Origin of the sequence: Bacillus halotolerans (assembly GCF_004006435.1) — a bacterium.
Taxonomy (GTDB): domain Bacteria; phylum Bacillota; class Bacilli; order Bacillales; family Bacillaceae; genus Bacillus; species Bacillus halotolerans.
In genome coordinates this window covers 3402052-3422589 of record NZ_CP029364.1, presented here as the reverse complement: position 1 = coordinate 3422589, position 20538 = coordinate 3402052, and the positions used below count along the sequence as shown (strand labels likewise).

The 20538-nt window shown below is 43.8% G+C and carries 17 protein-coding genes; 1 reads left to right on the top strand and 16 read right to left on the bottom strand.

Features of this window, described 5'->3' with window-relative positions:
• Positions 1 to 5 precede the first annotated feature (5 nt).
• The 5 genes from hemB to hemA are packed head-to-tail and all read right to left on the bottom strand — an operon-like array spanning position 6 to position 4938.
• Positions 6 to 980 carry a porphobilinogen synthase gene (gene hemB, locus DIC78_RS17535; protein WP_024122369.1) on the bottom strand — a complete coding sequence of 325 codons (975 nt, stop codon included), beginning with the start codon at positions 978 to 980 and terminating at the stop codon, positions 6 to 8.
• Positions 977 to 1765 carry a uroporphyrinogen-III synthase gene (hemD, locus tag DIC78_RS17530; RefSeq protein WP_127696686.1) on the bottom strand — a complete coding sequence of 263 codons (789 nt, stop codon included), beginning with the start codon at positions 1763 to 1765 and terminating at the stop codon, positions 977 to 979. Before hemD ends, hemB begins: the two co-directional genes overlap by 4 nt.
• Positions 1755 to 2696 carry a hydroxymethylbilane synthase gene (gene hemC, locus DIC78_RS17525; RefSeq protein ID WP_127696685.1) on the bottom strand — a complete coding sequence of 314 codons (942 nt, stop codon included), beginning with the start codon at positions 2694 to 2696 and terminating at the stop codon, positions 1755 to 1757. Before hemC ends, hemD begins: the two co-directional genes overlap by 11 nt.
• 36 nt (positions 2697 to 2732) lie before the next feature.
• Positions 2733 to 3563, bottom strand: a complete 831-nt coding sequence (locus DIC78_RS17520; RefSeq protein WP_010335178.1) for a cytochrome c biogenesis protein — start codon at positions 3561 to 3563, stop codon at positions 2733 to 2735.
• A gap of 7 nt (positions 3564 to 3570) precedes the next feature.
• On the bottom strand, positions 3571 to 4938 hold the full coding sequence (hemA, locus tag DIC78_RS17515) for a glutamyl-tRNA reductase (RefSeq protein ID WP_127696684.1): 1368 nt from the start codon (positions 4936 to 4938) through the stop codon (positions 3571 to 3573).
• Positions 4939 to 5168: 230 nt separating this feature from the next.
• Here hemA and DIC78_RS17510 point away from each other — a divergent pair, with 230 nt between their 5' ends.
• Positions 5169 to 5666 (top strand): hypothetical protein, encoded by a 498-nt coding sequence (locus DIC78_RS17510; protein WP_127696683.1) that lies wholly within the window; start codon positions 5169 to 5171, stop codon positions 5664 to 5666.
• 23 nt (positions 5667 to 5689) lie between these two features.
• On the opposite strand, the gene yihA is transcribed toward DIC78_RS17510, so the two are convergent.
• From yihA to ilvC, 11 genes are all read right to left on the bottom strand, one after another.
• Positions 5690 to 6277, bottom strand: a complete 588-nt coding sequence (gene yihA / locus DIC78_RS17505; protein ID WP_106020210.1) for a ribosome biogenesis GTP-binding protein YihA/YsxC — start codon at positions 6275 to 6277, stop codon at positions 5690 to 5692.
• The gene (gene lon / locus DIC78_RS17500) at positions 6274 to 8598 is read right to left on the bottom strand and encodes an endopeptidase La (RefSeq protein ID WP_127696682.1); all 2325 of its coding nucleotides are present in this window, start codon (positions 8596 to 8598) and stop codon (positions 6274 to 6276) included. The genes yihA and lon overlap by 4 nt, the downstream gene beginning before the upstream one ends.
• Positions 8599 to 8778: 180 nt before the next feature.
• Positions 8779 to 10437 carry an ATP-dependent protease LonB gene (lonB, locus tag DIC78_RS17495; protein ID WP_127696681.1) on the bottom strand — a complete coding sequence of 553 codons (1659 nt, stop codon included), beginning with the start codon at positions 10435 to 10437 and terminating at the stop codon, positions 8779 to 8781.
• A gap of 152 nt (positions 10438 to 10589) precedes the next feature.
• Positions 10590 to 11852 (bottom strand): ATP-dependent protease ATP-binding subunit ClpX, encoded by a 1263-nt coding sequence (clpX, locus tag DIC78_RS17490; protein ID WP_127696680.1) that lies wholly within the window; start codon positions 11850 to 11852, stop codon positions 10590 to 10592.
• Positions 11853 to 12123: 271 nt separating this feature from the next.
• Positions 12124 to 13398: a trigger factor gene (gene tig / locus DIC78_RS17485; RefSeq protein WP_024122378.1), complete on the bottom strand. Its 1275-nt coding sequence runs from the start codon at positions 13396 to 13398 to the stop codon at positions 12124 to 12126.
• Positions 13399 to 13625: 227 nt separating this feature from the next.
• Entirely contained in the window at positions 13626 to 14630 is a 1005-nt protein-coding gene (gene ddcA, locus DIC78_RS17480; protein WP_024122379.1) for a DNA damage checkpoint antagonist DdcA, read from the bottom strand.
• Between the two features lie 121 nt (positions 14631 to 14751).
• Positions 14752 to 15351 carry a 3-isopropylmalate dehydratase small subunit gene (gene leuD, locus DIC78_RS17475; RefSeq protein ID WP_101861315.1) on the bottom strand — a complete coding sequence of 200 codons (600 nt, stop codon included), beginning with the start codon at positions 15349 to 15351 and terminating at the stop codon, positions 14752 to 14754.
• Positions 15352 to 15363: 12 nt separating this feature from the next.
• Positions 15364 to 16782, bottom strand: coding sequence for a 3-isopropylmalate dehydratase large subunit (leuC, locus tag DIC78_RS17470; RefSeq protein ID WP_106020211.1), 1419 nt, complete (start codon positions 16780 to 16782; stop codon positions 15364 to 15366).
• Between the two features lie 51 nt (positions 16783 to 16833).
• On the bottom strand, positions 16834 to 17931 hold the full coding sequence (gene leuB / locus DIC78_RS17465; protein ID WP_059293476.1) for a 3-isopropylmalate dehydrogenase: 1098 nt from the start codon (positions 17929 to 17931) through the stop codon (positions 16834 to 16836).
• Between the two features lie 18 nt (positions 17932 to 17949).
• Positions 17950 to 19506, bottom strand: a complete 1557-nt coding sequence (locus DIC78_RS17460) for a 2-isopropylmalate synthase (protein WP_024122383.1) — start codon at positions 19504 to 19506, stop codon at positions 17950 to 17952.
• A complete protein-coding gene (gene ilvC, locus DIC78_RS17455) occupies positions 19493 to 20521 on the bottom strand; it encodes a ketol-acid reductoisomerase (RefSeq protein WP_024122384.1) in 1029 nt (342 codons plus the stop codon). The genes DIC78_RS17460 and ilvC overlap by 14 nt, the downstream gene beginning before the upstream one ends.
• Positions 20522 to 20538 lie beyond the last annotated feature (17 nt).

The window sequence follows — 20538 nt, the reverse complement described above, 5'->3', positions numbered from 1 at the left end:
TAAAATTACTCCGCAAGCCATTTTGCTGCGTCTTTTGCATGATACGTAATAATCAGGTCGGCACCCGCACGCTTCATGCTTGTCAAAATTTCTAAGACAATCTCTTTTTCCTTGATCCAGCCGTTCTGAGCTGCAGCCTTCACCATAGAATACTCTCCGCTTACATTATAAGCCACAAGCGGCAATGTAAACTCATTTTTTACATCCCGCATGATATCCATATAAGAAAGTGAAGGTTTCACAATCAGGAAGTCCGCGCCTTCTTCAACATCTGATTGGGCTTCACGGAGTGCTTCCAGACGGTTGGCAGGGTCCATTTGATACGTTTTGCGGTCGCCAAATTGAGGCGTGCTGTTTGCTGCATCACGGAACGGACCGTAAAACTCACTTGAATATTTCACGGCGTAAGACATGATCGGAATATTGATGAAGCCTTCTTTATCTAACGCTTCTCTGATAACCGTCACAAATCCGTCCATCATGTTAGAAGGCGCAATGATATCCGCTCCGGCTTTTGCTTGGCTGACAGCTGTCTGTGCCAATAGCTCCAAGGATTCATCATTCAGGATCTGTCCGTCTTTGACGAGACCGCAATGTCCGTGATCTGTATATTCACATAGGCATGTATCAGCAACGACAACCATCTCAGGGAAGTGCTTTTTAATTTCGGCAATTGCTTCTTGCACAATCCCGTGGTCATGGTAAGCTTGCGTTCCGCAATCATCTTTTTCTTCAGGTATGCCGAAAACAATGACGGATTGAATTCCGAGACTGACCAGCTCAGCCACTTCATCCTTTAATAGATCTAAAGATACATGATAAACATCAGGCATTGAAGGAACAGCTTTTTTTCCTTCTAAACCTTCAACGACAAAGATCGGATAAATAAAATCAGATGGATGCAGACGAGTTTCTTTCACCATCTCTCTCATTGCTTTTGATGACCGCAAACGGCGGTGTCTGTTAAATGATTGACTCATATTCTATCTTCCTTTCTAGACATGCGGCACATTAAATCAAGCATGCCGTCAATTGTAAATGTATCAGGCATATACGACGTGATTCCGTACGACAGCAGAGCGTCCCTCGTTAGCGGTCCGATGCTGATGCAGGCCGTCTGGTGCGCCGGCCATTTTTTTATTCCTTCTCCCAGAACATGCATAAATGTATGTACGGTTGATGAGCTTGTAAATGTCATATAATCAAATGAATACTGATTCGCGGCATTTTTTAATTCCTCGATGCCATCTTCATCAGGAACAGTTTCATATACGACCCATTCCTTCACCTCAAAGCCAAGAGGCGCAAGCTCTGTTTTTATCACATCGCGAGATAAATTGCCTTTTATGACTGAAATTCGTTCTGACGGTTCGGCATGCTGCTTAAGAGCGTCCGCCAATTGTTCTGCAATATAGTCATGAGGCATTACATCAACCGATACGTTGTACGATTCTAAACGGCGTGCGGTTTTTTCACCAACAGCCGCAATTTTTTTATGACCGGGAACAATAAGCTGATTTTCTTTCAGATAAGAAAAAAAGAAATCCGCTCCATTTACACTCGTAAACACAAGCCAGCCGGGTATGGTTAGATCTAGTCGCACCTGTTCCGCCAGATCATTCGGCAGAGCTCTACGAAACGTGATCAATGAGGCCAATACCGCTTTTCCGCCAAGCTGCTCCACTTTCTGCCGAAACGATTTTGCCTGCGTCTTATTTCGGGTGACAAGCACTGTTTTTCCTTTCAAAGGAAAATCATTTACCATTCTCATCAAGCTCCCGTTTTACGCGATCGATTAAATCTTTAGCGCCTTTATCAGTCATGAGAGCCGCACAGCGCTTACCGACTTCCTCCGGATCGTTTCCGGTGACGGTTTCTTTGAAAATGATTTTTCCATCAGGCGAAGCCACAAGCCCTGTCAGTTCAATTTCATCCTGGCCATTTATCACCGAGTAGCCGGCGATCGGCACCTGACAGCCGCCCTCCATCGCGTTTAAGTAGGCACGTTCTGCCAGTACAGTCCGTTTTGTGTACTCATCCGTAAACTGAGAAAATAACGTTAAAAGCTCTCGATCGGATTCGCGGCACTCAATTGCAAGAGCGCCTTGGCCAACAGCCGGAAGACAGCGCTCAGGCTCAAGAAATTCAGTTACGACATCCTGCTTCCAGCCCATTCTGGAAAGCCCTGCCGCAGCTAAAATAATTGCGTCATAATCTTCGTTTTCCAGCTTTTGAAGTCTCGTATCTATATTACCTCTAATCCATTTAATTGTAATGTCAGGGCGCTCAATCAAAAGCTGCGCGCTTCTTCTTAAACTGCTTGTGCCGATTACAGCACCTTCCTTCAATTCAGAAAGCTTTACACGATTCTTTGATATAAGAGCGTCACGAGGATCTTCCCGTTCAGGAATACAGCCGATCACAAGGCCTTCAGGCAAAACGGCAGGCATATCCTTCATGCTGTGAACAGCCATATCAATGTCTTCGTTTAAAAGCGCTTGTTCGATTTCTTTGACAAACAGCCCTTTCCCTCCCACTTTTGACAGGGTAACATCAACGATCCGGTCACCCTTTGTGACGATTTCTTTTATGTCAAAAGCAAAAGAAGGATTGATTTCCTTCAGTTTGCGAATCACCCATTTTGTTTGGGTCATAGCGAGTTTGCTCCGTCTGGAACCTACTTTTATCGTTCTCATTTTTTCTTTCCTCCCGAATCTGCTTGGGCACATTATTTAACTGAACCAATGGAATTGAGACAGGCTTCCGAGCAGGAAATAATTGATCATCAGCACGAGAAAACAAGCCGTATTCCACAGTGCGGCGACCTTCCCCTGAAGCTCTTTAATCAGCCTGATATAGAGATAATAGCTGTAGAGAAGCAGGACGACAAACGAACCAAGCACTTTGGCGTCGAACCAATACAGCGTTTCTAGAGACACATACGCCCAAATGACGCCAAGAATCAAACTCAGCAAAAGCATCGGAACTCCGATGACATTCAGAACATACGCCATATAATCAAGCTTAGACAAATCTTCTATTCTCAACAGCCACTTTCCCCATTTTTTCTTTTTTAACAGATGATATTGAAACAAATAGAGCACAGAAAATACAAAAGAAAGGGAAAAAGCACCGTAAGAAAGAATCGCCATTGTAATATGAATCACTAACAGCTCCGATACGAGCTGACCCGAAAAAGCCGCTGACTGCTGCTCCGTCGGTGAAAATGTATGAATGGCGATCATAGCAAACCCTATTACATTTGTAAAAAACACAATAAAATCAACACGCAGCAGCTTTGTCAGTACAAGTGACAGTGTGACAAGCACCCAAGCATAAAAATAAAGCGCCTCCGTCACATTTAATACCGGAAACCGCCCCGTCACCCACATAAAGTAGGCTAAATACACGGTTTGCAGAGTCCAGACAATAGAAAGCAACCAGAAGGCCATTTTCCCAGCCTTCCGGTTGTGTTGAAGAAAATCTATAAAATAAAAGAGTACACTTAATGCGTAAATGACGATTGTCCCTTCATTAAGTCTTGCCATTGCAGTATCAATCATTCAGCTTTCACTCACTTACAAGTGGGGCAAACCCCGCTCTTGATTCAGCCTTCTTATAAGAATGGACCTTTTGGCTGCCTTCAACGCTTTTGATCATTTGCCGGTCTGCAGCTTCTTCTATATCAAAAATCTGCATAAACAAAGCCAGCTTTTCTTCAGAATCAGCCTCTGCCGCCAGTTCTTTCACCTTTAATATCGGGTCGCGGAGCATTTGATTAATGATACTTTTCGTATGTTTATTTAAAAGTTTTTTCTCTCTTGTCGTCAAATGCGGCAGCTTCCGTTCGATGCTGTCCATCGTTTCAGACTGGATTGCCAGCGCCTTTTCACGCAATGCGGAAATGACGGGCACTACACCGAGTGTATTCAGCCATTGTTTAAATTCAACAATGGTTTCTTCGATTAACAGTTCAACCTTCTCAGCGGTTTCTCTCCGCTCTTTCAGGTTCGCTTCTACGATCCCTTCAAGATCGTCTATATCATAAAGGAAGACGCCTTCTAGATCGTTCAAAGCGGGATCCAAGTCTCTTGGCACGGCGATGTCCACCATAAATAAAGGACGGCCCTTGCGAAGCTTATTCGCGTTTTCCATCATTTCTTTAGACACAACAAAATCACTCGCACCGGTAGAGCTGATTAAAATATCGGCTTCTGCAAGCGCGCTTTCAAGCTGATTTAAGCTTCGCGCTTCACCGGAGAAACGGTCTGCAAGTTCTTTCGCTTTCAAGTATGTTCTGTTAATGACGGTCACTTTTCCGATTCCCTGTCCATGCAGATTTTCGGCTGCAAGCTCGCCCATCTTTCCTGCACCAAGGATCAATATATGCTTGCTTGAAAGGTTTCCGAAGATTTTTTTCGCAAGCTCAACGGCCGCATAGCTAACAGACACTGCATTAGAGCCAATGTCTGTTTCGGCATGAGTCCGTTTACCCACTGTAACCGCCTGCTTAAACAACTCATTAAAAATCGTGCCGATCGTTTTTTCTTGCTGAGCTGTTTTGAAGCTGTCGCGCACCTGGCCGAGAATTTGCGTTTCACCGATCACCATAGAATCCAATCCGCAGGCTACACGGAACAAATGCTCAACAGCCGCATCGCTTTCATAAAATCTTAAAAACGGCGACAGGTCTTCTTTGCTTAAGTGAAACCAGTCAGCTAAAAATTTCTTTATATAATAACGGCCGGTATGGAGCTGGTCGACTACCGCATAAATTTCAGTGCGGTTGCAGGTAGATACGATGATATTTTCGAGAATGCTTTTCTCTGCTTTTAGCTGCACCATCGCTTCTGCAAGCTCATTCGGCTGAAAACTTACTTTTTCACGTATCTCAATAGGGGCGGATTTATAATCTACTCCCACAACAAGTATATGCATAGCTTTCCTTACACCCCCAACACCCAAACTTTAATTTATAATCATTCTAACATAGAATTCATTATTTATAATAATTATAACATAGTTTCTTTCGCAAATTGTGAACAGATTTCAAAAATCTTGTGCTATATTAGAAAAAGCTTCACGAACAAAATATGTTCCTATTGACAATACCAAAAACAGCAGAAAATTACTCAAAATCAGCTCTAGAAAACAAGAAGGTGATATGCATGAAACAAAAATCAATTTTATTTCCTTGTCTGCTGCTCGCCGCATCCGTTTACGCATGGCTTGAAAGCTGCCAAGCCGAACTGTTTTCAGGTCAGGATCAATGGCCTGTTCTTCTTATGCTGTTAGGCGCATCCTTTATATACCAAGGAAAAAAAGAAGCTGTCTCCCCCCATTTCTTTATCGGCTTGCTTCTCTTCGGAATCGGTTTGCACTTTTTCGCTAAGCCAAAGTGGACATGGTGGCCGGATGATTTTGAAATGCTACTCTTCATGGTCGGCTTCTCACTGCTCGTTTCAACCGTTCAGAAAAAAGAATATGTATATGAAGCTGTTTCGATGATTTGTTTTTCCCTGTTTCTTTACTTTTTCAAACAGATTATGGCATGGCTCGAGTCTGCGCATGTTCCCACGGCCCTGCTGAAAGAGTATTGGCCGTTTGTATTTATCGGAATCAGTTTATTGTTATTATTGATAAAACGAAAAAAATCTATACGATAAATAAAACCGGCAGAGAGTATTCTCTACCGGTTTATCATTTTTTTGATCACTCCCCAAGCTTCGTCTTTCCCCTTTTTCGTTTCTGAGGAGAAGAGAATCAGCTCGTCTTCCGGATCAATATTTAATGTCTGTCGGACAACCTTCGCATGTTTGTCCCATTTTCCTTTCGGGATCTTATCCGCTTTTGTAGCGATAATAATAACAGGAATGCCGTAATACTTTAAGAATTTATACATCTGCACATCATCATTAGACGGTGCATGCCGCAAATCAACGATCTGCACCACTGCTTTCAATTCCTCGCGTGTCGTGATGTAGGTTTCAATCATTCTGCCCCAAGCTTCACGCTCGGATTTTGACACTTTGGCAAAACCGTAACCCGGTACATCAACAAAATGCAATTCGTCATTAATAATGTAGAAATTTAATGTTTGTGTTTTTCCCGGTTTTGATGATGTTCTCGCAAGATTTTTACGATTAATCAATGAATTGATAAAAGATGACTTTCCAACGTTCGATCTTCCGGCCAGTGCAATCTCCGGAAGCCCCCCTTCAGGGTACTGTTCAGGTTTAACTGCACTGATTACGATTTCTGACTTTGTGACTTTCATTTCTTCTCTCCTACTAAGGCATGTTCCAAAACTTCGTCTAAGTGGGATGCCAATATAAAGGTAAGCCCCTCTCTGACGCTTTCTGGAATATCCTCTATATCTTTTTCATTATCTTTAGGCGCAATAATGGTCGTCAATCCCGCTCTATGTGCCCCGAGTGCTTTTTCTTTCAGTCCGCCGATCGGAAGCACGCGTCCGCGAAGCGTAATTTCGCCAGTCATTCCGACTTTACGCGATACAGCCCGTCCTGTTAAAGCAGAAACAAGCGCAGTCGCCATTGTGATACCGGCAGACGGACCATCTTTAGGCACCGCACCCTCAGGAACATGTATATGAATATCATACTTCTCATGAAAGTCAGGTTCAATGCCAAGTTCTTCTGTTTTTGAACGCACGTAGCTGAAAGCCGCCTGAGCAGACTCTCTCATGACATCGCCAAGCTTACCCGTCAGGATCAATTTTCCTTTCCCTGGAGAAAGCGATACTTCGATCGACAGCGTATCTCCGCCGACAGTTGTATAAGCCAGCCCCGTGACTACGCCCACCTGATCTTCCGTTTCTGCTTGTCCATATCTGAAAATTCGTTTTCCGATAAAGTCATGAAGATTTTTCTCCGTAACTGTAATCCGTTTTCTATCTTCAGAAACAATGGCTTTTGCGGCCTTGCGGCAGATGGCAGCAAGCTGGCGTTCGAGGTTTCTCACACCTGCTTCTCTCGTATAATAGCGAATAATATCAAGAATGGCCTGATCACGCAGCTGCAGGTTGCTCTTTTTGAGCCCATGCTCCTTGATCTGCTTCGGAAGAAGGTGATCTTTCACAATTTCAAGTTTTTCCACTTCCGTGTAGCCCGCAATATTAATGATTTCCATTCTGTCTCTAAGCGGTCCCGGGATTGTCGCTAAATTGTTAGCCGTAGCGATAAAGAGCACTTTTGACAGATCAAAGGTCTCCTCAATGTAGTGGTCGCTGAAGGTGCTGTTTTGCTCCGGATCAAGCACTTCAAGCATTGCGGATGACGGATCGCCTCTGAAATCAGAAGACATTTTGTCAATTTCGTCTAGTAAGAAGACCGGATTCAGCTTGCCGGCTTTTTTCATGCCTTGAATAATACGTCCCGGCATTGCCCCGACATATGTCCGTCTGTGCCCGCGAATTTCTGATTCGTCGCGCACCCCGCCAAGTGAAATTCTGACAAATTTCCGATCCATACTTTTAGCAATCGATTTGGCTAAGGACGTTTTTCCGACCCCCGGAGGTCCTGCCAAACAGAGAATCGGGCCTTTTAAGGATTTTGTCAGCTTCTGAACCGCCAAATACTCTAAAATACGCTCTTTCACTTTTTCAAGTCCGTGATGTTCTTTGTCCAAAAGATGTTCAGCCTCTTTTAAATCAAGCTTATCTTCTGTCTCATCCGTCCATGGGAGAGCGACCAGCCAATCAATATAATTGCGGATAACAGAACTTTCGGCAGAACTGGACGGAATTTTTTCATATCTGTTTAATTCCTTAAGAGCCGTTTCCTTCACATGTTCAGGCATACCCGCTTCTTCGATTTTTTCGGTCAGCGATTGAACTTCACCTGTTTTGCCTTCTTTATCGCCTAGCTCTTTTTGGATCGCCTTCATCTGTTCGCGCAAATAATATTCCTTTTGCGTACGCTCCATTGAACGTTTGACACGCTGGCCAATTTTTTTCTCGATCTCAAGCACTTCTTTTTCATTGTTGATAAAATCAATGACCTTATTCAGTCTGTCTTTGACATCGGCCGTTTCTAAAATATCCTGCTTATCCTTTAGTTTAAGAGGCAGGTGAGAAGCAACAATGTCTGCCATTCTGCCCGGCTCTTCGATATCAGTAACCGCGGCATACGTTTCGGCTGAGATTTTTTTAGAAATTTTTATGTACTGATCAAAGTGGTCCAACAAAGTCCGCATCAGCGCTTCGTCTTCTGTATCTTTTGAATCATCTTCATGGATCAGCTGAATGTCTACCGATGTATAATCCTCATGCTCACTGTATTCAATGATCTGGGCGCGCTGTATGCCCTCCACCAGCACACGAATCGTACCGTTCGGAAGCTTCAGCATTTGTTTAATTTTCGTATAGGTGCCGACAGTAAAAATTTCGTCTTCACCCGGTTCGTCTATCGAAATATCCTGCTGAGTAGCTAAAAATATCATATGATCATGCATCATTGCCTGTTCAAGGGCCTGAACCGACTTGTCACGTCCTACATCTAAGTGCAAAACCATTGTCGGGTACACTAATAAACCTCTTAAAGGGAGGAGCGGGATGCTGCGTTTTAATTCTTCTGCCATGTGACTGACACCTCCGTGACTTTAGTATGAACCATTATAATACAACTTTTTCATCCTTGTACAATAAACGGCATGGTTCAGCTTTTCTATAACACAGTCTCCTCGTAGTATACCCTTTCTTTCTCATCTGAAAAAGGAAAAGATGTCCTTCATAAAAAAAACCCTATTTTAAAAATAGGGTCAGACTGATTCTTTATTCATTTGCATGTTTAACGGTTTTTGTTCAGTAGGCGGGTTCACTAAAATTTCATCAAGCACTTCCTGGAACGTTTTCACCGCCACAATTTTGATCCCTTCAATCTGTTTTAAGATCGATTGCTGATTTTCATGCGGGATAATAACTTTTTTGGCACCGGACTGTTTTGCCGCTTTAATTTTCGGGATCACGCCTCCAATCGGTTTTACAAGTCCGTTTAGACTGATCTCGCCTGTCATGGCAACCGTGTTATCGATCGGAATTTTATGAACGGCTGAAAAAATTCCCGCCGCCATGGCAATACCTGCCGACGGCCCGTCAATCGGAATGCCGCCGGGAAAATTAATGTGGATATCATAGTCTGAAGGCTTCATTCCCATTGTACGCAGTACGGTTAGCACATTCTCAACCGAGCCCTTTGCCATGCTTTTCCGGCGAATTGATTTTGATTGGCTGCCGATGCTTTCTTCTTCTGCTATTCCGGTAATGTTAATTGAACCTTTATCCTGAGCCGGTGTTACGTTCACTTCGATTTCCAGCAGCGAACCGCTGTTTGGGCCATACACTGCGAGTCCGTTTACAATGCCGATTTGCGGTGCAGTGCCGATTTTCTGCTCGTGCTTAGGGGTAAGCTGGCTGGAATGAATCACCCATTCTATATCCTCAATGGTGATGTCCTTCCGATCTTCGGTCACCGCCATTCCCGCCGCGATTTGAATCATATTGACGGCTTCCCGGCCGTTCCGCGTATAGCTGGTCAGCAAATCAAGCCCCTCTTCAGAAATATTCTTTTCAATCTTATCCACTGCTGTTTTGGCAACTGATTTCAGCTCATCTTTCTCAAGCTCGCGGAAAAATACCTCTAAACAGCGGGATCGGATTGCCGGAGGGATTTCATTAGGCATTCTTGTTGTCGCACCGATCAAACGAAAATCAGCTGGAAGCCCATTTTGAAAAATGTCGTGAATATGGTTCGGTATTTGTGTATTTTCTTCGCTGTAATAAGCGCTGTCTAAAAAGACTTTCCGGTCCTCAAGCACCTTCAGCATTTTATTCATTTGAATAGGATGCAGCTCCCCAATTTCATCAATAAACAATACACCGCCGTGGGCATGCGTGACAGCCCCCTGCTTCGGCTGCGGAATACCCGCCTGTCCCATCGCTCCGGCCCCTTGGTATATCGGATCATGTACAGAACCAATGAGCGGATCGGCAATTCCTCTTTCATCAAATCGAGCCGTTGTCGCATCGAGTTCCACAAAAACAGCCTGCTCTTTAAAAGGTGATTGCTTATGTTTTTTGGCTTCCTCTAACACAAGCCTTGCAGCAGCTGTTTTTCCGACTCCCGGCGGTCCATAGACAATGACGTGCTGGGGATTCGGTCCGCACAACGCCGCTTTTAACGCTTTAATCCCGTCTTCCTGACCGACGATATCTTGAAAGCTTTTAGGGCGCACCTTTTCAGATAACGGTTCGGACAGGCTGATAGCCCGCATTTTGCGAAGCTGCTCCATTTCCTTCTTTGATTCCTTATCTATCGTGACTTTTTGTGTCCTTTGATTTTTAAGCAAATTCCAAAAATACAAACCAATGATAATCCCAAAAAACAGCTGAATAAATAATGCGATCCCTGTCCAACTCATGGTGGTCCCTCCTGAAAAACAATTTATGTATCCAATTCATTCCTCTGATTGCTAGTATCTCCCACAAAAGAGGGGAATAAACGTTTTCCGGAAGAGTTTACACAACAAAAAAACCTCCTGAATGTTACCACTCAGGAGGTTCATTTTCATTTTTAAGCAGACGTTTTATCTTGGCTAACCTCAGTACCGTCCTTTAACAAAAGGCGAGGCGGTTCTCCATGCGTTACAGTCGCCCCAGTAATCACACATTTTTCAATGTCATCACGGGAAGGCAGGTCAAACATCACATCAAGCATAATGCCTTCAATGATGGAACGGAGTCCGCGTGCTCCTGTCTTACGCTCAATTGCTTTTTTAGCAATTTCAGACAGCGCTTCTTCTTCAAACTCAAGCTCAACATTATCAAGCTCAAGCATTTTCTTGAACTGCTTCACAAGAGCGTTTTTCGGTTTTGTTAAGATCGCAATCAACGCTTCTTCGTCAAGCTTTTCAAGGCTTGCAATAACCGGAAGACGTCCGATGAATTCCGGAATTAATCCGAAACGGAGCAAGTCTTCTGGAAGCACTTTTGAAAGAAGGTCTTCTTTCTCCAGATCTGCAGCCTTATTATCTGAACCGAAGCCAATCACTTTTTGTCCTAAACGGCGTTTGATGATTTGTTCGATACCATCGAAGGCACCGCCGCAAATGAACAAAATGTTTGTTGTATCAATTTGAATAAACTCTTGATGAGGGTGCTTACGTCCACCTTGAGGCGGCACGCTCGCCACAGTTCCTTCAAGAATTTTCAGCAATGCCTGCTGCACGCCTTCACCTGACACATCACGTGTAATAGACGGGTTTTCAGACTTTCTTGCCACTTTATCGATTTCATCAATATAAATAATGCCTTTTTCCGCTTTTTCCACGTCATAGTCAGCAGCTTGGATGAGTTTCAAGAGAATATTCTCTACATCTTCACCTACATATCCAGCTTCTGTCAGGGACGTAGCGTCAGCAATCGCAAACGGCACATTTAAAATACGGGCTAAAGTTTGCGCAAGAAGGGTTTTACCGCTTCCTGTCGGGCCGATTAATGAAATGTTACTTTTCGAAAGCTCGACATCGTCCACTTTGCTGTTGGAGTTGATGCGTTTGTAGTGGTTATACACCGCAACAGCTAGTGATTTCTTCGCCTGATCCTGACCGATTACATATTCATTCAGAATTTCACGAATTTCCTGCGGCTTCGGCACATCTTTAAATTCTACTTCTTCTTCTGTTCCGAGTTCTTCCTCCACAATTTCAGTGCAGAGTTCGATACATTCGTCACATATATATACACCAGGTCCAGCTACAAGCTTACGAACCTGATCTTGTGTTTTTCCACAGAACGAGCATTTTAATTGTCCTTTTTCCTCGTTGAATTTAAACATTCTTTCACCCCTTAATCTTGTCTCACTTTTTCTTTTACCGGCAGAGCAAAAGAAAATGATTCTTGAAACGAAACGAGTATGTATTGCATTTTACCATACTTTCCAAAAAGACGGTAACATTGTGTTTCTGACTTGCACATTCTATATGTATGACAAAAAACAGCCTGCATTAACTATATTGCCCCAAGAAAAAGAGATATATCATAATTGTACAAAACAAGGCACGAATCATTCGCGCCCTGTTTTATTATTACTATTATTATGCACCATATTAACGGTTTTCTACAAGAAAATCAATTGCTTTGCGAACTTTTAAATCTTCTTTCATCGCGTCAGTAGAACCGATGGCTTGTTTGATATTTTCAACAGGCATGTTGTATGCTTCAGCCATTTTAGAAAGCTCAGCATCAACTTCCTCATCTGTTACTTCAAGGTTTTCCGCTTTCGCAATCGCCTCAAGAGTCAGGTTAGATTTTACGCGTTTTGCAGCATCTTCTTTCATTTGCTCTTTTAACGCAGCTTCGTCTTGGCCTGAGAATTGAGTGTAAAGCTCAAGGTTCATGCCTTGCATTTGAAGACGCTGTTCGAATTCTTTCAGCATGCGGTCAAGCTCAGTGTCAATCATCGCTTGAGGAACATCGATTTCAGCGTTTTCAGAAGCTTTCAGAACAAGCTCTTCACGCAATTTAGCGTCAGCTTCGTTTTCTTTTGCTTCTTCTAAACGTTTCTTCGTTTTTTCAGTCAATTCAGCAAGTGTTTCCACTTCTTCATCGATATCTTTTGCGAATTCATCATCAAGCTCAGGAAGCTCTTTCGCTTTGATTTCGTGAATTTTCACTTTGAAGACAGCTGGTTTGCCGGCAAGATCTTCAGCGTGGTACTCTTCAGGGAATGTTACTTCAACATCCTTCTCAGCACCTGCTTCAAGGCCAACTAACTGATCTTCGAAGCCAGGGATGAATGAACCTGAACCCACTTCAAGTGAATAGTTTTCAGCTTTTCCGCCTTCGAATGCTTCGCCGTCAACGAATCCTTCGAAGTCAAGAACAACTGTGTTTCCTTCTTCAACAGCGCCTTCTTCTTTTACAACAAGCTCAGCTTGACGCTCTTGAAGCCCTTTTAGTTCGTTTTGAACATCTTCGTCAGTTACAGCTGTGTCGTCTTTTTCGACGCCTAAGCCTTTGTATTCGCCAAGCTTCACTTCAGGTTTCACTGTTACTTTTGCAGTGAAGATTAAGCTTTCGCCTTTTTCGATTTTTTCAACATCGATTTCAGGACGGTCTACAGGCTCGATTCCAGCTTCTTCAACCGCTTTAGGGTATTCTACAGGAAGAAGAATATCCAAAGCATCTTGGTAAAGAGCTTCTACGCCAAAGCGCTGTTCGAATAAACCGCGAGGAATTTTCCCTTTACGGAATCCAGGAATTGAAACTTGCTTAACTACTTTTTTAAATGCATCATCAAGTGCCGTTTTAAATGTTTCAGCATCAACTTCAACCGTTAAAACGCCTTCGTTGCCTTCTTGTTTTTCCCATTTTACAGACATGTGTTTCCCTCCAAAAATCTATTCAGGTTGTGTCGGTCTTCCATTCTAAAGCAATCATTCGGCTTCGTCCATCAAAAACGAAGCTGCCAAAGATCAGAATCATTATGTATACATTTTAATAATGAACTGCAAAGCCTGTCCAACCGTATTTCTTATAACCCGTTATACACAAATACAACCATTATATTATAACATAACACATACCGCTTTCAACTATATGGCGTGATTTACAAATAAGAAATTTCTTCAATATCTTTAATCATTGTGCACGCTTCATCAAGTTCTCTGTCGGTAAACTCATACATCATATGCAGCTCTTCTCTTTCAATCTCAATCCCATGCATTTCATAGCCGACTTTATGCAGGGCCGCCGCCCAAAGATCGGCAGACAGCAGTTTTGGCTGAAATGGATATAAAACATACAAATGTCTTCTCCACAGTTCTTCTACCGCTGCATACAGGGTTGGATTTTCATTCCCAAGCGTTTCATCCAGCACACGGAGAACGCGGTGCAAAATCGGGGAGGCGTCAGGCGGGACAGTCTCGCTCGGCTCGATTGTCATGGAGTCGCCGAATTTTGTAATGTGGACCGGTTTGCTGTAGTCGTGTTCCGCCATTAACATCACGATCATCGTCTTGATAATCGGGTGAGCAGCGGGATCTTCAAGAATTGTTTTTAACAGCCCCGTATACTTCGCTACATTGCGGTCTTTCAATGAATGGATCAAATTCATTTGTTCCTCTGGGCTGGCTAACACTTTCTCCGTGTCGATCACATCTTCATACTCTTCGGCCCAAGCCTCGTCTTCTCGCTCTGGGTCGGTCATTTTGCGGCTGAAATCAAGCAGTTTATAAAATTGCTCGGCGCTTTCCGCAGGCAGCTGATTTTCCTCCAGGACGGCCTCAATCGTGCTTTTGACTTCTTCGTATTTCTTAAGCTGAATTAAGATCGTCATGTATACTTGTAAAACTGTAAAATACTGGCCGTATCCTTCTTTCAGCATCTTTTCGCATACACGTTTTGCCTCTTCCAATTCGCCCAGCTCCAAAAAGCAAATGGCCATACCCAAGTGAAGATCTGATTCAGTATCATCATATTTCATTGCTTCTGAAAACAGTTCCAGCGCCTCTTGATACTTTTTCTCCTTCAGCGAGGACATTCCTTTTTCCACCAGACGGTCTTTCAAATGAGGAAAAGGAATAATTTTTGCGTTTTTCTTGTCATGCGTCATACCTATATTCCTTTCAGGCATTTATTTTGTTCAAGTGTATCAACACCCGTACACAAAAACAAGAAAGGAAAGGTTCTGCCAGGCAAAAAAAGCTGCCGGACAAATTGCCGGGCAGCTTTTTTTAAGCTTGAAGCCAAGAGCTTCTCTGCGACTCAAATTGCTTAATTTCATCTTCAAGTAAAAGCGTTAATGAAATTTCATCATAGCCGTTGATCAGCATTTCTTTCCAATGCGGATCGACTTCGAATGAGATCTGATTGCTTTCGCTGTCGTGAATAAGCTGATTTTCAAGATCGACTGTCATTTGCAGTGACTGATTTTCGTATTGTCCGACAAGCTTTTTCCAATTGTCATACGGCATACGAATCGGCAGCATACCGTTTTTAAAGCAGTTTTGGTGGAAAATATCAGCAAATGACGGTGCGATAATGATTTTAAAGCCGTAGTCATCAAGCGCCCACGGAGCGTGTTCACGCGATGACCCGCAGCCGAAGTTTTCTCCCGCTATTAAAATGGACGCCCCTTCATAAGCCGGCTGGTTTAATTCAAATTCCGGGTTTGGTTCGCCATTCGCATCGTATCTCCAGTCAAAGAATGCAAAACGGCCGTAGCCCGTTCTTTCAATTCTCTTTAGAAATTGTTTCGGAATGATCTGGTCTGTATCAACATTAATACGATTTAATACGGCCGCTTTCCCCGTATGTGTTTTCAAAGGTTCCATCTCGTGCACTCCTTACACAACTGTTTTTTCCTGATAAAACTTTCTGACATCCACGAAATGGCCGTGAATGGCGGCCATCGCAGCCATCGCAGGGCTGACGAGATGTGTTTTCGCGCCTTTTCCTTGTCTGCCCTCAAAGTTACGGTTAGAGGTTGACGCACAGCGCTCTCCTTCAGGAACAACGTCATTATTCATGCTCAAACACATGCTGCAGCCTGATTCTCTCCATTCAAATCCAGCGTCTAAGAAGATCTGATGAAGCCCTTCCTTTTCAGCCTGAAGTTTTACGCTCTGAGATCCAGGCACGACGATTGCTCTAACACTTTCAGCCACCTTTTTCCCTTTGATCATATCGGCAGCCTGGCGGAGGTCAGTCATGCGTGAATTTGTACAGGAACCGATAAATACGTGCTCCACTTTAATGTCTTCAATTTTCTGATGAGGAGTCAGCCCCATATATTCATAAGCGCGAATCGCTTCTTTTTTGTCATCTTCCGCTGAAAAGCTTTCCGGCGCCGGAACTTCAGAATCGACAGGAAGAACCATTCCCGGGTTGATACCCCATGTCACCATAGGAGAAATGTCATTGCCGTCAAGCACAATTGATTTATCGTAAACAGCACCTGGATCAGTGCGCAGCGCTTTCCATTCTGCTACGGCTTTATCAAATTCTTCTCCTTTTGGCGTATACTTGCGGTTTTTGCAATATTCAAATGTCACTTCGTCAGGCGCAATCAAACCTGCTCTTGCTCCGGCTTCAATTGACATGTTGCAAACGGTCATCCGCTCATCCATCGTCATGTTTCTGAATACTTCCCCAGTGTATTCAATAACGTAACCGGTGCCGAATTTCACGCCGTATTTACCGATAACAGCAAGAATGACATCCTTTGCCGTTACCCCTTTTTGCAGTGTCCCGTCTACACGCACCTCAAGCGTTTTCGGACGCTGCTGCCAGAGTGTCTGTGTAGAAAGAACATGCTCAACCTCACTCGTTCCGATTCCAAATGCCAGGGCGCCGAATGCACCGTGAGTGGAAGTATGGCTGTCGCCGCATACGATCGTTTTTCCCGGAAGCGTTAAGCCAAGCTCGGGCCCGACTACATGGACAATCCCCTGATCTACGCTGTGAAGATCGGCAAGGCGTACGCCAAACTCTTCGCAGTTCCGCTCAAGCGCTGTCACTTGGCGTTTCGCAACTTCGTCCGTTATCTCAAAGCGATTGACGGTTGGAATGTTGTGATCCATCGTTGCGAATGTATTTTGCGGTCTCCTGACCTTTCTTCCCTTTTGTCTCAACCCTTCAAATGCCTGAGGGGATGTCACCTCATGGATGAGATGCAAATCAATATAGAGAAGATCCGGTTTTCCCTCACCATGTTTTACAATATGCTGATCCCAAATCTTTTCGATGATCGTTCGAGGCATCATCTTTATTTCCTCCCTCTACCTATGAACTAAGACCGCTTACACCATAAGCTGTCACACGTTAGAAATTGTATTTTCACTCATCAATGCCGTCTTTACTTCCTCTGTAATGGCCTGAGTGCTGCTGTATTCTTCGCCTCTTGCCAAGTCTCTTGTTCTTTTTCCGGAAGTAAGAACCTGATTGACTGCATCTTCTACAGCTTTCGCTTCTTCTTCAAGCCCGAAAGATGTTCTCAAAAGCATTGCCGCTGATAATATCGCCGCGAATGGATTTGCCATCCCTTTCCCTGCTATGTCAGGTGCTGAGCCGTGTACAGGCTCGAACAGATGGAGTCCTGAGCTTGATAAGCTGGCTGACGGAAGCATTCCGAGAGAACCTGTTAGCATGGACGCTTCGTCGCTTAAAATGTCACCAAACATATTTTCAGTCACCACGACATCAAATTGATTCGGTGCATAAATCAGCTGCATAGCCGCGTTATCAACGAGCATATGCTCAAGTTTCACATCAGGATATTCTTTTGCGACGTCTTCAGCCACTTCCCGCCACAGCCTGCTTGATTCAAGAACGTTCGCTTTATCAACAGAGGTAACCTTGCCTTTTCTGGCAGCCGCCATTTTAAAGCCCTCTCTGATCACGCGTTCAATTTCTTCCCTCTTATAAAACAGTGTGTCTACCGCTTCTTGCTCACCTTCACTGTTTACATAGCGTTTGCTCGGCTGTCCGAAATACAAACCGCCTGTCAGTTCACGAACGATAACGAAATCAACGTTATCAATATATTCTTTTTTCAAAGGCGAAGCGTCAGAAAGGCTTTCAAACACTTTCACAGGCCGTAAATTCGCAAACAGGTCAAGCTGTTTTCTAATGCTGAGCAGACCTTTTTCGGGTCTCAGCTCCGAAGGGTTTTGATCCCATTTCGGGCCGCCGACAGCACCAAGCAAAATAGCATCAGCCTTTTTACAAATCGCAATGGTTTCCTCTGGGAGAGGGTCGTTGTGTTCGTCAATTGCCGCTCCTCCAATAAGGCCGTATTCAAATTCAAATTCATGGCTGAAGCGTTCGGCAACACTTTTCAGCACGTCTGTCGCTGATTCTAATACTTCGGGGCCGATCCCGTCTCCGGGCAATAGAGCAATCCGTTTCTTCAAATTAAGTTCTCCTTTCTTTTATGATCCGACAGCTGTATGGTTTTGCAGTCCGTTCATATTAGACTGGAAAACCAATTGACGGTTGACAGCGTTCAGATAGGCTTTCGCCGAAGCTTCTAATACGTCTTGCGCTATGCCCCGCCCTGCTGATTCTTTTCCGTTTACTACTACTCTTACATAAACCTGGGCAAATGCGTCTTCGCCTTTTCTATTGGACTGAATGCGGTAGTCTAAGAGCTCCACATCTTTATCAATACAGCGTTCAAGGGTATTGTATATCGCTTCCACGCTTCCGGCTCCTGTTGCCGCTTCCTGAATAAGCTGGGCGTTTTCTTGATTTTTCAAAGAAACCGTAGCCGTAGGGACCTGAGATGTTCCATAATGGACTTGCAGAGAAAGAAATTCATACCCAATCTTGCGGTCTGTTACTTTTTCTTCTAAAATAAGAGAGACAAGATCCTCATCAGTGATTTCTTTTTTCTTCTCAGTTAACTCTTTAAACATCGTAAAGAACTTATTAATCTCTTCACTATCAAATTGGAATCCCAATGCAGTCAGCCGGTCTTTAAATGCATGGCGTCCTGAATGCTTGCCTAGGACAAGCGCATCTGCCGTTACACCGACAAGCTCTGGTGAAATAATTTCGTATGTTGATTTTTCCTTTAAGAAGCCGTCCTGGTGGATGCCTGATTCATGAGCAAATGCGTTGTCGCCCACTACCGCTTTATTTCGCGGAACAGCCATACCTGTGAACTTGCTTACTAAATCACTAGTGCGTTTTATTTCATTTAGCGTAATGCCTGTTTCGACTTGATAGAAATCTTTTCTGATATGAAGGGCAACTGCAATTTCCTCCAATGCAGCATTTCCGGCTCTTTCACCAATTCCGTTAATCGCACATTCAATTTGATCGGCGCCATTTTCGATCGCTGAGAGAGAATTGGCGACTGCCATTCCCAAATCATCGTGGCAGTGAGCTGACAGCTTTGCTTGATGAATGTTTGGAACGTTCTCTTTCATATATTTAAAGATATTCCCGTATTCTGCCGGAGCCAAATAGCCGACTGTATCCGGAAGGTTGATGACACTAGCCCCTGCGTCAATCACTTTTTCTACGATTTCCGCTAAAAACGGCAGTTCAGTTCGGCAGGCATCTTCAGCAGACCATTGAACAATCGGGAAACGCTCTTTTGCGTATTTCACCATTTCAACGGCTCTTTCGATGACCTGTTCACGCGTCATTTTCAGCTTGTGTTTTAAATGAATGTCCGATGTGGCAATGAATACGTGAATTCTTGGCTGAGCACCGTCTTTTAACGCTTCCCAGGCCGCATCAATATCACCTTTTACACAGCGGGCAAGACCTGTCACAGAACAATTTTTTATGGTTCTTGCGATTTCCTGCACAGCTAAAAAGTCACCTCGGGACGAAGCGGGAAATCCCGCTTCAATGATATCTGCCCCGAGTCTTTCGAGCTGCTTTGCTATGGCAAGTTTCTCCTGTGTATTTAAGTTTACTCCAGGTGATTGTTCACCATCACGAAGCGTCGTATCGAAAAAATTAATTTTGCGCAACGGAGACCACCGCTTCCTTCTTCTTGCCTTGTTTGACAAACGGCATCATTTCACGAAGCTTTCTTCCCACCACTTCGATTTGATGTTCGTTTTCGCTCGTATTGATTGCGTTGAAACGAGGACGGTTTACTTGGTTTTCTACGATCCATTCTTTTGCAAATGTTCCGTCTTGGATGTCTTTTAAGACTTCTTTCATTGATTCTTTTACTTTTGCGTCTACAACACGCGGCCCGGATACGAAATCTCCCCATTGAGCAGTATCAGAAATAGAGTATCTCATGCCTTCCAAGCCTTCTTCATACATAAGGTCAACGATCAATTTCAGTTCATGAAGACATTCAAAGTATGCAAGTTCCGGCTGATAACCAGCTTCAGTTAATGTTTCAAATCCAGCTTTTACAAGGGAAGTTAATCCTCCGCAAAGTACAGCTTGCTCACCGAACAGATCCGTTTCTGTTTCTTCTTTAAATGTCGTTTCCAAAACGCCTGCTCTTGCTCCGCCGATTCCTTTTGCGTATGCCAAAGCTTTATCTTTCGCTTCACCTGTCACATCTTGATAGATCGCGAACAACGCCGGTACGCCTGCTCCTTGCTCATATGTTCTTCTAACCAAATGTCCAGGACCTTTAGGCGCTACCAAAAATACGTCAACATCTGCCGGTGGAACAATTTGGTGGAAATGAACGTTAAATCCGTGAGCGAAGACCAATGATTTGCCTGCAGTCAGCTCATCTTTGATTTCAGCTTCATATACTTTTTGCTGCTGTTCATCCGGAAGAAGAACCATAATGATCTCAGCTTGAGCCGCAGCTTCTTTTACTGAAAATACTCGATGTCCGTCTTCTTGCGCCTGAGTGAAAGATTTTCCTTGTCTGACACCGACAATCACGTCAATTCCGCTTTCTTTCAGGTTCAGCGCGTGTGCATGCCCTTGTGAGCCATAACCGATAATCGCTACTGTTTTTCCAGCCAATACGTTCTCTTTGATATCACCGTTATAATATACTTTTACCATTTCAATCTCTCCCTTGT